The sequence below is a fragment of the Borreliella americana genome (assembly GCF_032595795.2).
In the GTDB taxonomy this organism is placed as follows: Bacteria; Spirochaetota; Spirochaetia; order Borreliales; family Borreliaceae; genus Borreliella; species Borreliella americana.
The window spans coordinates 643,421-657,100 of sequence record NZ_CP132449.1 but is presented as its reverse complement, the minus strand read 5'-3'; the positions used below and the strand labels follow the sequence as shown (position 1 = coordinate 657,100).

General features: G+C 27.3%; 10 protein-coding genes and 1 tRNA gene. 5 read left to right on the top strand and 6 right to left on the bottom strand.

The window, feature by feature from the left end; translation table 11 throughout:
• Window positions 1–24 precede the first annotated feature (24 nt).
• Together QIA00_RS03145 and QIA00_RS03140 are read right to left on the bottom strand one after the other, a co-directional pair.
• Window positions 25–2,121: a LysM peptidoglycan-binding domain-containing protein gene (locus tag QIA00_RS03145; RefSeq protein ID WP_316257424.1), complete on the bottom strand. Its 2,097-nt coding sequence runs from the start codon at window positions 2,119–2,121 to the stop codon at window positions 25–27.
• The gene (locus QIA00_RS03140) at window positions 2,081–3,043 is read right to left on the bottom strand and encodes a hypothetical protein (RefSeq protein ID WP_316257423.1); all 963 of its coding nucleotides are present in this window, start codon (window positions 3,041–3,043) and stop codon (window positions 2,081–2,083) included. The genes QIA00_RS03145 and QIA00_RS03140 overlap by 41 nt, the downstream gene beginning before the upstream one ends.
• Before the next feature lie 96 nt (window positions 3,044–3,139).
• Between QIA00_RS03140 and mfd the strand changes: the two genes are divergently transcribed.
• A complete protein-coding gene (gene mfd, locus QIA00_RS03135; RefSeq protein WP_316257422.1) occupies window positions 3,140–6,517 on the top strand; it encodes a transcription-repair coupling factor in 3,378 nt (1,125 codons plus the stop codon).
• 25 nt (window positions 6,518–6,542) lie between these two features.
• Window positions 6,543–7,760 carry an acetate kinase gene (locus QIA00_RS03130; RefSeq protein ID WP_316257421.1) on the top strand — a complete coding sequence of 406 codons (1,218 nt, stop codon included), beginning with the start codon at window positions 6,543–6,545 and terminating at the stop codon, window positions 7,758–7,760.
• Between the two features lie 63 nt (window positions 7,761–7,823).
• On the opposite strand, the gene QIA00_RS03125 is transcribed toward QIA00_RS03130, so the two are convergent.
• Together QIA00_RS03125 and QIA00_RS03120 are read right to left on the bottom strand one after the other, a co-directional pair.
• A complete protein-coding gene (locus QIA00_RS03125) occupies window positions 7,824–8,378 on the bottom strand; it encodes a DJ-1 family glyoxalase III (protein ID WP_316257420.1) in 555 nt (184 codons plus the stop codon).
• Between the two features lie 15 nt (window positions 8,379–8,393).
• Window positions 8,394–8,467, bottom strand: a tRNA-Met gene (locus QIA00_RS03120).
• Window positions 8,468–8,674: 207 nt separating this feature from the next.
• Between QIA00_RS03120 and QIA00_RS03115 the strand changes: the two genes are divergently transcribed.
• Window positions 8,675–10,270 (top strand): glycoside hydrolase family 3 N-terminal domain-containing protein, encoded by a 1,596-nt coding sequence (locus QIA00_RS03115; protein ID WP_316257419.1) that lies wholly within the window; start codon window positions 8,675–8,677, stop codon window positions 10,268–10,270.
• Here the strand turns inward: QIA00_RS03115 and QIA00_RS03110 are convergent.
• Window positions 10,248–11,210 (bottom strand): DHH family phosphoesterase, encoded by a 963-nt coding sequence (locus QIA00_RS03110; protein WP_316257418.1) that lies wholly within the window; start codon window positions 11,208–11,210, stop codon window positions 10,248–10,250. The two genes, QIA00_RS03115 and QIA00_RS03110, sit on opposite strands and share 23 nt — an antisense overlap.
• 117 nt (window positions 11,211–11,327) lie before the next feature.
• Here QIA00_RS03110 and cdd point away from each other — a divergent pair, with 117 nt between their 5' ends.
• Window positions 11,328–11,768 carry a cytidine deaminase gene (gene cdd / locus QIA00_RS03105; RefSeq protein WP_316257417.1) on the top strand — a complete coding sequence of 147 codons (441 nt, stop codon included), beginning with the start codon at window positions 11,328–11,330 and terminating at the stop codon, window positions 11,766–11,768.
• A 22-nt stretch (window positions 11,769–11,790) separates the two neighbouring features.
• Here the strand turns inward: cdd and QIA00_RS03100 are convergent, their stop codons facing one another.
• A complete protein-coding gene (locus QIA00_RS03100) occupies window positions 11,791–12,159 on the bottom strand; it encodes a hypothetical protein (RefSeq protein WP_316257416.1) in 369 nt (122 codons plus the stop codon).
• Between the two features lie 120 nt (window positions 12,160–12,279).
• On the opposite strand from QIA00_RS03100, the gene QIA00_RS03095 reads away from it, so the two are divergent.
• Window positions 12,280–13,641 (top strand): cation diffusion facilitator family transporter, encoded by a 1,362-nt coding sequence (locus tag QIA00_RS03095; protein WP_316257415.1) that lies wholly within the window; start codon window positions 12,280–12,282, stop codon window positions 13,639–13,641.
• Window positions 13,642–13,680: the final 39 nt, after the last annotated feature.

The window sequence follows — 13,680 nt, the reverse complement described above, 5'->3', positions numbered from 1 at the left end:
TTATCTTAAATTTAAAAATTTTTGTCAATTATTTTCCAATATTTTTAAAATCCCATTTGCAAGAATTTTGGAATCTTGATCTCTAAGCTTAGAAGATCTAATAGACCAAGCTTCCTCTGGAAATGCTAAGTTTCTAACTTCTACTAAAAGTTTAGTCATTACTATGTTATTTCTTAAAACATGAAGATTTTGACCCTTAATATAAAAACTTCTTTTCATTCCTTCTGTAATTTTTTCTGCTGCAGATTTTGAATGAGTATCATATTTTTTCTCATCATCTTTTTGATAATAAAATCCCATACTCTTGGGCGCTCCAACACTATTATCCGCATGCAAACTAAAAAAGGCTATATCCTTATCTTTAATATGTTTATATTTATTAACAATGTTTTTAACAACGACCAATCTTTTTTTAAGGCCTGATGTAGTGCCGCTTATCCAGGAATCAACAGTATCATTTTTATTTAGATCATAATCATTGTAAACCTCATTTTTAACATTAACAAAAGTATTGTTAGCAAAAACACTATTTCTAATTAAATGGTCGGGGGCTAAAATAGTAAGTTCAACATTAGCTCCCTCTTCTTTAAGGTATACATAAAGCCTCAAGGCAATATCATACACATATTCATCTTCAACAACAAAAACTTCATTTCCAAGACCATCTCTAGATTTAACAATAGCTCCGGGATCAAGACCGCCGTGACCTGGATCAAGAATTATTAACTTATCTTTAAGCCTTGATCCTTTATTAAACCTGGAATTTACCAACTTTTCAAAACTTTTGAAAAGTTGCGTTGCCTTTTTATAAGAATTCAAAGGAGAATGCCAATCTTCTGAATAAAACTCACTTGGCTGACTTATCTTTCTTGGTCTATACCAATAATAGAAATCACCAACAACCTCAAATATTGGTATTTTAGAGTCTAAAATAACCAAAGAGCTAATATCAAAAATATCTTGATTGGCAGTAATTCCAAAAGTATTTAAATTTAGCTTTTTGTTTTTACTTGAGGGAAGATTAACTATTGTTTGAACTTTATTAGAAGAATTAGAGCTAGAATCAACCTTGTTTTTAATATATAAATCGTTTTTAGTTTTAATTATAGAAGAATCAATTGTAAGTTTTTTATCAAAAATTTTCAATTTTTGATCGTGCATAATATTATTGCTGTTTAAATTATTCCAATTTTTAAGATCCTCAATTAAAACACCGTAATGTCTGGCAATGCTATACAAAGTCTCCCCTACAGCAACTGAATGATATATAAACTTATTATTTATTTTTTTCTCAATTTTTAAATCTCCTCCAACAAGTTTTTCTAAATCATTATTTACAATCTTTAAAACATTTAATAATGAACCTGCTTTAAGATTAACAGCCCGATTACCATTAAGAGCTACAAGATCCTTAGCAGTAACACCATAAATATAAGCGATTCTACCAAGAGTTTCCCCTCTTTTAACATAATGAAAATTAACATTCTTAGTAGCTTTTTTTAAGAAAAGTTGCTGGCCAATCTTTAATTTATCATCATTAAGAAAATTAAATTTTAAAATATCCTTAGAACTAATATCAAAATCTTGGGAAAGTTTTGAAAGTGAATCACCTTTCTTAACAACATAAGGCTTTAAAAAATCAGGCTCAGTTAATACAAGCTTCATTCCAACCTTAAGATCTTTAGAGCGCAAATCATTCCAAGCGATTATCTCTTCTTGACTTAATCCAACAAGCTTTGAGACGCTCTCAATAGTGTCGCCCTCTTTTGCGGTGTAAAAAATTACTCCTTTATTAACAGGTTCTAGCAAACTAAAAGAATGCTTGACTTTATGGGTAATGTTTCGACCTAAATTAGAATCACTTGGAATAATTAATATTTGCCCTACCTTGATATTGTCAACTTTGAGTTTATTAATCCTTTTAAGATCACTTACTTTGGCTTTATATTTAATTGCAATTGAAAAAAGAGTATCTCCTTTGACAACCTTATACTCAAAATCGGCATTAAGACTAACAGAACTTATTGTTAAAAAATAAAATAATATATTAAACCTTATAATTTTCAAAACACAAAAAGCTTTACTTTTCCTTAATGCCAGTATTTTGAACAATGTAGTCATAAATTATCCAATAATAATCATATTTTTTGAAGAAGAAAGTATATCTTTTGGAAATATAAAATTGCCCATCGTCAAAATATAAATCAGCAATCACCTTGCCCGAAGTATCAGAATAAGTTGTCTCAATGATAGAAAATTTATTTGGTGCTTTTGAAATATCTGAATTATTGGAATTCCACAAATATTCTTTATACTCTTCAACTACATTTTTATTAGAAATGGGTGACAACTTTTGCTTATAAAGGTATGCCTTGCTTTTATCATTTAATAACAAACCTTCAATATCAAGATATAAAAAAAACTTTTCTTTTTTTCCAAGCTGCAATGCCTTTAACAAATATTTGACAATCTCATCGGGAGACAATTTTTTCTTTTTCAAGATATCTTGAATATCGTTATTTTCAGACAAATTAACAAGATCTATATTGCCTGGATTTTCATCAAAACTATCATTTAAAAAAAGCGTAATAATATTGGATTCTTTTTTCTTAGATGGATCTGAAATGTCTGGAAAAAAAATACCCTTAACAAAATAAACTCCATCTTTACTAAACTTAACAAATTGATTTAAGTTAATAACTACAGAAAATTTTTCATTAGGTCTCAAGCTCATATTTCTAACAGGAATTGCAACATTTTTAGATCTCTTTTTAACATATTCAATAGGTCTTTTAACTTTAATATTGGTGGTATCAGTAACATCAAAATCAAAGCCAAAAGAATTAATATCGCCTATTTCTAAAGTTAAAACACTGTCAGATGCATTACTAAGAGAAACTTCAATAAAAACATTACTATTAACGCGATAAATAGATTGATTAAAAAACTTGATTTTAAAATCAAGACCCTTGTAATCTCCCGCAAACAAAAGAAAAGAAATATTCATAAAAAAGATACAAAAAAGCAATTTTCTAATATTCATAAGCTCCCCTCAAAACCTAACCACATTATATATAAAGAAAGTAATAATACCTATAGTATATTATTATACTAAATTAATTAAACAAAAAGGTAAAAAATGAATATAGATGAAGAACTAACAACAATATTAAAAAATAATTCCAATTTAAAAAAAATGAAAGAATTTTTAGAACAAAACACATTTTTTTCATTAACAGGATATGAAGGATTTTTCAAGGCTTTTTTAATTAAAAAAATCAAAGAATATAGCAAAACTGGGAAAATAATATTAATAGTTAAAGACGAGCACACATTAGATAAAATTAAAAACGATTTACAAGTAATTACAAATCAAATCTTTGAACTTAACTATTTTAGTCCCCTTGTATATAAGGGTATTGGCTCAAAAAATACGATCTTTAATGAAAGAATCAAATTTTTAATCAATTTTTATAAAAAAAATCCTGGAATATATATTACAGTCTTAAAATCATTGCTTAGCAAAATACCCGATAAAAATACATTACTAAAGAATATATATAAAATTGAAAAAAATACCAATATTAATACAGCAGACATTGAAAAAACTCTTATAACATTGGGATATGAAAAAACATTCAGAGTAACAATTCCAGGAGAATTTACAATAAAAGGAGAAATTATAGATCTATACTCTTTTGGAGAGCAAAATCCAATAAGAATTGTACTAAACTTTGACAAAATAGAAGAGATAAGGAAATTTAATCCTTTAACCCAATTAAAACATAATAATGAAATTTTAGAATTCCAAATTCTTCCAAAAAAAGAAATTATTTGGGACGATGAAACTATTAACACCTTAAAAACAAAAATTAAATATGTTGAATATAAAAAGATTCTCGAAGAGTTGGATTTTAAAAAAGAAACAAAAACGGAAGAAATGTTTTATCCACTAGTAGCAAATACTTACTTAAGTGATGAGATTGAGAAAAATACGCCTATTGTAAACTTTGAAATTAACAATTTCGAAAAAGAAATTGAAAAAATACACCAAGAATACGAAAAACTTTACAAAGAGGCAAAAGAAGCCGGTAAAAATATTATTGATCCAAAAAGAATTCTCTTAAATAATAAAACCTTCAATCTAAAAAGCGATGTTTTATTTTCAAAAATTAAAAACCCTAAATCCAAAGAAATTATAGAATTTAAAATCGAAAGTGAGAGAAACTTTTTTTCAAATATAGCACTTACAAAAGAGGAATTTGAAAATTGGCTAAAAAATGGATTTAAAATAATCATAGCAGCAGAATCTGAATCACAAAAAGAAAAACTTAAATATATTTTCAAAGAATTACCAAAAGTATCAATTGAGGTTTTAAAAATATCTAGCTCTTTAATAATAGAAAAAGAAAAAATTGCCATTATTCTTGAATCAAACATTTTCAATACCGGGCAAAAAATAAACAAAACCTTTGAATCTTCAAAAACAAAAGCTATTGACTCTTTTGTTGAGATTGAGAAAAATAGTCATGTGGTTCACATAAACCATGGAATTGGTATATTTAGGCAAATAAAAAGAATAAAAACAAGCTCACTTGAAAAGGATTATATTGAGATTGAATACGCTGAAGGAGAAAAACTATTTATTCCAATTGAACAAACAAATTTAATTCAAAAATACATTGGAAGTGATCCTAAAAATATCAAATTAGATAAAATAAGTTCTAAAACATGGATAAAAAACAAAGTAAACGCAAAAAAAAGAATCGAGGAGATTGCAGACAAATTAATAGAACTTTATTCAAAAAGAGAAAGCATTAAAGGTATTAAATACCCAGAAGATAACGAATTACAATTGTTATTTGAATCTGAATTTCCATACGATGAAACTCCAGATCAAATAAGAGCAATAAAAGAAATAAAAGAAGATATGATGAGCTTCAAAGTAATGGATCGCCTTCTTTGTGGAGATGTTGGATTTGGAAAAACCGAAGTTGCTATGAGAGCTGCTTTTAAAGCCGTAATGGGGAACAAACAGGTTGTTGTACTCTCACCAACAACTATCTTAGTAGAACAGCATTTCAATACATTCAAAAAAAGATTTAAAAATTTTCCAATCAAAATAGAAGTATTAAGTAGATTTATAAAAAATAACGCAGAAACTCGGATTTTAAAAGAACTTAAAAGTGGAAAAATTGATATAATCATAGGAACACACAAAATTCTTTCAAAAAAATTCACCTGCAAAAATTTAGGGTTAATAATAATTGATGAAGAACAAAGATTTGGTGTAAAAGAAAAAGAAAAACTTAAAGAAATAAGAATTTCGGTTGATTGCCTTGCTCTTTCTGCAACACCAATTCCCAGATCTCTTCACATGTCGCTAATTAAGCTCAGAGATATTTCCGTTTTAAAAATTCCGCCTAAAAATAGAGTAAAAATAGAAGCTTATTTAGAATCGTTTAACGAACTTTTAATAAAACATGCAATTGAGAGTGAACTATCTCGAGATGGTCAAGTTTTTTTAGTAAATCACAATATCGAAGAACTGCATTATTTAAAGGGACTCATTGAAAAATTAACTCCTTATGCAAGAATTGCAATAATTCATGGAAAACTTACAGGATACGAAATTGAAAACATAATGCACAATTTTATTAAAAAAGCGTATCAAATTTTATTGGCAACAACAATAATTGAAAATGGAATAGATATTCCAAATGCAAATACAATAATAATAAATAATGCAAACAAGTTTGGACTTGCGCAGCTATATCAACTAAAAGGAAGAGTTGGAAGAGGATCTAAGAAAGCTTATGCTTATTTTTTGTATCAAGATAGCGAAAAGCTAAATGAACGCTCTATTGAAAGACTAAGAGCAATAACAGAATTTTCGGATCTAGGAGCAGGATTTAAAATAGCAATGAAAGATATGGAAATAAGAGGCGTTGGAAATTTGCTTGGCAGAGAACAACATGGGGAAATTGAGTCAATTGGATTGGACTACTATCTAACAATGCTAAATAAAGCAATTGAAAAAAAAATGGGAAAAATCACATCAGAAGAAGAAGAGGTTGATATTGAAATTAACTATAGTGGATTTATTCCTGAAAATTATACAAAAAATGAGCAGGATAAAATACTAATCTACAAAAAAATCTTTAAAATTCAAACCGAAGAAGAAAGTAAAAAAATAAGATCAGAGCTCCAAGATAACTTTGGCCCAATACCTAAAGAAATAAATAGTCTATTAATGTTAGCTGAACTTAAAATTCTAGCAAAAGATTTAAACATAACAAAATTAAAAGAAACAAACAGAACTTTGGAAATAGAGTATAAAAATATAGAAAGCATTCCTATGGAAAAAATAATAGAAATACTTCAAAAACATCCCAATTTATTAATATTAAATCCCTCATATCAAAAATCAATATTTTTAAGCTTTAAAAATATTGAAAAATCTGAGAAAATAAATTACATATATAAAAATATTAACTTACTAAAAACAAGCACATAACTTGTCAAATACAAAAGGAAAAAAAATGAAAATATTAATCATAAACACAGGAAGTTCTTCGTTAAAATTTGCTATTTATCAATATGAAAATTCAAAAAAAATAATATCTGGAATTGTTGAAAAAATAAAATCACAAAAATCAATCATAAAAATAATAAATACTGACGGATCAATAACAGAAATATTTGAAAAAGGAATTGAAAATCACCAAAAAGCAATAGAGAAAATGTTTAAATTGCTATTAAACAATAATTTAAACATCCTTAAAACTATCAGCGAAATTAAAATAATAGGACACAGGGTTGTACATGGAGGATCAAGCCTTAAAAATTCAGTAATTCTTAATAATAGTATTTTAAATAAATTAAAACAAATTTCTGAACTTGCTCCACTTCATAACCCAAATGCAATCATCGCAATAGAAGCGGTGCTTAAAATTTTACCACATGTAAAGCAAGTTTTATGCTTTGATACTTCATGGCATCAAACTATAAAAGAACATGCTTTTCTTTATGCAATTCCATATTCTTGGTATAAAAACCACAATATTAGAAAGTATGGCTTTCATGGCCTTTCTTATTCGTACATAACAAAAAGATCCTCAGAAATTTTAAATAAAAAAATAGATAATCTAAATTTAATAATTTTGCATCTTGGAAATGGAGCAAGCATTAATGCTGTTAAAAATGGAAAATCTTATGACACAAGCATGGGAATTACTCCGCTTGAAGGCCTTGCAATGGGAACAAGAAGCGGTGATATAGACCCATCAATCATTAATTTGATGAGCACTATATTAAATAAAACCACAAAACAAATTGAAGAAATATTAAATAAAGAAAGTGGCATACTAGGAATTTCTGAAAAATCAAATGATATGCGGGATATTTGGAACAAAATTGAAGAAGGAGAATATCAATCAAAACTTGCAATAGATATAATGACATATAGAATAAAAAAATATATTGGATCTTACATTGCTATTCTTGATTTTAATGTTGATGCAATAATTTTTACAGGCGGGATTGGTGTTACTGATTATGGAATAAGAGCTCTTGCACTAAAAGGGTTTGAAAAAATTGGAATAGAACTGGACTTTGAAAAAAATGAAATGGCCCAAAGCAAGTATTTAGAATCTGAAATATCAACCATTAATAGCAAACTAAAAATACTAGTACTACCAACAAACGAAGAATTGACCATTCTTGAAGATATTTATAATTTAATTCCAAAAAATTTATAATTTTTCAAATTTAAAACCTAAAATCTGGTTTATTTATTATAATCATTTAAAATAGCCTTATATTTAACTCTTGCAAAGTAAAGTTGCTTTTTTAACATTTTCCATTATTTGTTTTCCCTTTACAATTTCAAGAAGAGTAAAAGCAAATTCAAATGAAGTTCCAACACCTTTAGAAGTAATAAAATTATTGCTTATAACAACATTTTTATCTACAAATTCACCATCAAGCACATTTTTTTCCAAATCTGGATAACACGTAAACTTATTAAACCCTAGAAGACCCTTAGCAGCAAGCACTACTACTGGAGAAGCACAAATAGCTGCAATATATTTACCTCTGGCATTCATATCTTTTAAAATCAAATCCAATTCTTTTGAATTAAAAAGATTAGTAGCTCCAGGCATGCCTCCCGGGAGAATTATTAGATCAAAACAATTTTCCTTACAGTTTGATATTACATCATCAGTTAAAAAAGAAACGCCTTTTGAACTTATCACAACATTGTTATCATTTGCACTGATAATTTGAACATTAACATTACCCCGTCTTAAAATATCAATCGGAACTATAGCCTCAATATCTTCAAAGCCATTTGCAAGAATAATTCCCACTACCATATTTACAACCCTTAATGCTGATGGAGGGACTTGAACCCACGACAACTCGGATATGAGCCGAGTGCTCTAACCAACTGAGCTACATCAGCTTAAACTTTTATTAAGTGTATAAATTCAATAATGCTTTGTCAATGCTATTATTAAAAAGCATTATTATAAAGTATAATACAAAATGATTTGCTAATAAACATACTAATATTTAGCATTTACTATTTTATGGTTAAATGAAAAGAAATTTTTATCTTATTCTCCTTTTTATAACTAACAACTGCTTCTCCATTGATTTTTGGGATACGATGGAAAGAGAAAAACTAATAAATGAAATGGTAAATAAAATGCAAGATCATGAACTACTAGGTCAAATGTTTATGATAAGCTATCCAAATCAATCAATAACAAACTTTGTTCTTGATTTTATAAGTAAAAAAAACCTTGGAGGAATTAAAATCTTTGGATGGAATGCAAAAAATTTAAAAGACTTAACAGAAAGTATCAATAAAGCTCAAAAAACAGCTCAAAATAATAAATTTAAAATTCCCTTATTTGTAGCAACAGATCAAGAAGGTGGATGGACACAACACATAAAATCAAATACATCAGAAACAATTGGCAATCTTGGAATTACAGCATCTCTTTCTCCAAAAGATTCTTATAATACGGGATATTACATAGCACAAGAGCTAAGTCAGCTTGGAATAAATTTAAATTTCGCGCCCATAGTAGATATATATAGTAATGAAAATAATTTCACAATAGGTCCAAGAACATATTCGGATAACCCTAAAATAGTTTCACTTTTTTCTCTGGCCTTTTACAAAGGACAAAAACAAGGAGGAATAATTTCTACTGCAAAACATTTCCCGGGGCACGGCAATACTACTCTTGACTCTCATATAGATATTCCAATAATAAATTCTAATTTACTAGAAATAAACTTAAATGAGCTTTTGCCATATAAAATATTAATCCAGGAAAACATCCCGGTAATAATGACAGGCCATTTGGCATATCCAAAGCTTACAAATGGAGAAAATATTCCTGCATCATCCTCAATAAAAATAATTAAAGATATACTAAGAAAGAAATTAAAATACAATAATATAATAATTACTGATGATCTATTGATGAACGCAGCAAAATACAATAATGAGAGTATTTACAATACAATTGAAAGAATAGTTAGAACAAAAAGTGATATTTTTTTAATATCTTTAAATGAAAATATACAAAAAAACGCTTACAACATGCTGCTAAACTTAATGAAAAAAGATTCGGAAATAAAAAATAATATTGTTGAATCTAATAAAAGAATATTAAGAATAAAATTGGCATACTTAAAGGAAAATAAAAATAAATCTGATCTTTATCCTAATTTCAATAAAAATGAGAAAATATGCTCAAAAGAAGGTGAAAAATTTTTTGAACAAAACACATTAAGGGGTATTACAAAAGTAAGAATAGAAAAAGAAATATCTAAAACTAAAAAAACCCTTATAATATCTCCTTATTACAAAATGATTGCAGAAGGCAAAAAAATATTTCAAAATACATATGCTTATTATTACAACTATTATCCCTTAAACAGGATCAACTCCCAAAAACTCGACGAAATTAAAAAATTAATTAAAGAATTTGAACAGGTTATCTTTAGTTTATCAACACCTGGAAGCTTGAAATATTTAGAAAATTTAAAAGAATATAAAGACAAAATAAGCGTAATTGTATCTCTTACGCCTCAACATGTTAAAAAATTAAATTGGATAAAAAATATAGTAATTATTTATGGAACAACGCCTCTGGCATTTAGATCTGGTTTTTTAACACTCACGAAGGATTTTGATCCAAAAGGGACCATCCCTTTAAAAAATATTATAAATAAATATTATCCTTAATGTATGCTAGCATTCTATTTTTTACAATCTCTAGAGAACCCTGTTTAATTCTAAACCCACTAGCATTTTTATGCCCACCGCCCCCGAAATCTTCTGCTAATTTTCCAACATCAAAAGAATCTTTAGATCTCAGCCCAACTATAATCGAACCGTCCTCCATTTCCTTTAAAATACCTAAAATTTCATTATTCTCAACATTGCTTAAAATCATATAAAAAAGCTCATTAACTCCACTAACTCCACCATCTTTTCCAGAACTAGAAGAAGATAAAAACGTAAACAAAACCTTTCCATTCCAATAAGATTCAAGACTGTTAAGCATTAACTTAAGGGTTTCTATTGATTTTAGGCTTTTGGTGGTTTCTATATAGCTATAAACTTCTTTAAGACTTATGCCTTTTGAAACCAGTCTTGCAACCATTTCAAAAGGCTCTGGATCGCTTCTTGAAATGAATTTAAAAAAACCAGTATCGGTGCAAAATCCTACTAAAATATACCAAGCTTCTTCTTTTGTAAGATCATATCCAAACTCTCTTATCAATTTTTCAATTAAAAAAGTAGTAGAAGGCGCAAAAGGATCAATATAGCCCTCACATTCTAATTTTTCACCAGACATATGATGATCGATTACTAAAGTAGGCATATTCTTTACATAAAATATAAATTCATCGCCTATTCTATCTAAAATCGAGCAATCTAAAATAATAACTGAATAATCTGAAAGCTCAATATTAGGCCATTCGGATAAAAATTTATCTTTAAAAGGAACTATTTCTTTTCTAATAAAAGGACCTTCATTTAACAAAATAGAATTTTTACCAATTCTTGAGAGAAAAGACGATAAAGCTAAAGAAGAACCTATACAATCAAAATCAGGGTCTTTGTGCCCAATAATAATAAAATTATTATATTTTTCAATAAAATTGATAACATCTCTCATAATAAAGTTCGCAAACCTTCCATAAAACAAGTTTTTGGCTTATTTTATATTGACTATATTACAATATTTCAATAAAATAAGCCACAATGGCTAATAAAATATAACAGGTGGAAAATTTTGGAAAAACTAAAACAAGAAGATATAGATAAAGCATTTTATATGGCGGAAAAAGCAAGAAACAATTCATATTCTCCATATTCAAAATTTAAAGTGGGTGCTTGCATTAAGACTAAAACAAACGATTTTTTCATTGGAACAAATGTTGAGAATGCAAGTTTTGGAGCAACTTGTTGCGCAGAAAGAAGTGCAATTTTGAACATGATTGCAAAAATTGGTGTACAAACAATAGATTTTTTATTGCTTAATACAAGCCCTGAATCTATTCCATGCGCTATGTGCTTGCAAGTAATGGCAGAATTTTTTGATCAAGATACAAAAATAATAATAACAGAATCTAAATCATTTAATGAAAACAAAAAACCAATAAAAATTTATACATTAAAAGATTTGCTTAAAGCTCCTTTTAATAAAAAAGAGCTACTAAGAGTAACAACATAATCTCAACTTGCAAAAAATTAAATCAACTTAATATCTTTAGAGAAACTAAAGCACTTGCAAGCCTATTTAATTTATTGCTTTCAAGAGTATTGGCAGACAAATCAAATACACTTAAAATAAGTTTTTTCTCATCAGAATTAAAATTATATTCCAAATCTTCAAATAATAAAAAATTAATAATTGGAACAAATTTTCCTATAAAACCGTACAAACTGCTATTAAGATCATAGGCTTTATAATAATAATTAAATATATCTTCTAATGACCTTCTGTCAAACTCTATTAAAATCTCATAAAAAATATTTTTAATATTATCAATTAAACTGTGCAAATCATTATTATTTAAAATATTTTTTTTACATTTTTTCACAAAAAAATCCGATTGTCGCATAAAATATTCCTTACTCTTGCCTCAATAAATCAAGATTGAGCTTGAATTTAATAAATGATAAAATGTAGCATTAATACTACATTAGTAAAATTATGCAACAACTAGGAGAATGTTACAATTATGGTCAAGATAATAAGCTTAAAAAACATTCATAAATTTGCTTATTTAAAATTGGATCCTTTAAAAAAAGAAGATATCTACATTGTTTATATTGAAAATAATTCAAAATTAATTTCAAATCTTAAAGCGAAAGCAAAAGCTGATCAAATTGAAATAATTAATTTTTATATTGATGATGATTTTAAATCAGAAGGCATAGAAAGAATAATGATTAGCAACTTAATTCATTACGGCAAAAAAAATAAGTTTAAAACAATTTTATGCCAAATTACTGGAATACAAGAAGAGCTTTTAAGCTTAGGATTTGAACATAACGATTCTCAATATAAAAAAGAATTAGCATCTGAGATAGAAGAAGATAAGTTTGTAATGGGAATTGGAATAATCTCTATATTTACCGAAGTAGCATCAATATCTTCTAAACTTACTGTTGGAATACTGTTTAATTCATTTGCACTTATTGCTGATGCTTTCCACGTGATGGCCGACTTTGTTTTATCTACAATAACTTACTTTAGTTTAAAAATTACAAGCAAGCCTGAAACCATCCATTATCCTTATGGGCACAAACTAATGGAAAGCTTAATAGCTTTTATCATGGGAATAATCATACTTATGGCGGGATTTACACTATTTTTAAATACAACAGGTTTAAATAAATTTATCACTCTTGGGGGGGAATCTGGATTTAATCTACACATACACCAAAACAAAAATAAAAACGATGCTATATATGAACATGACCATAGTCACTCACATAATCACAATCACGATCATGATCATAGCAACGATCATAGCGAAGAAGACAAAAAAAATATACTAGAAATATTTTCAAATAAATCGCTTAAAAAAAGCTTATGGATACCACTAACCCCTTTCATTTTTTTTATAGTGAAAATAATAGAATATTTGACAAAATTCCAAATAGGAAAAAGATACAACAATCAGCTTCTCTTAGCACTAGCTTCAGCTGATAAAAACTGTATATTCTCACATGGTGGGATTACACTAAGCTTACTACTTGCAACTTACATGTGGAGCGGCTTTGACAAAATTATGTCTATATTTATTGGCTTTATCATAATAAAAGAAGGACTTAACGTAATAATAAATAACGCAAACAATTTGCTCTCAAAGCAAAATATAGATCTTAAAAGAAGCGTAAAAGACACATTAAAAAATTCACACATAAACTTTAAAACACTCAATTTCCATAATCAAGGCAACAAACTTGTGCTTTATATCAAAATAAATTTAAATTCAGAAAATGACTTTAAAAATTTTACAAATAAAATACAAGATATTAAAAAAATCATAAAACAAGAATATAAAGAAATAAATGATATATATTTTTTAGTCTAATTAAATTAATAATAAACAAATAATTGACACTCATAATAA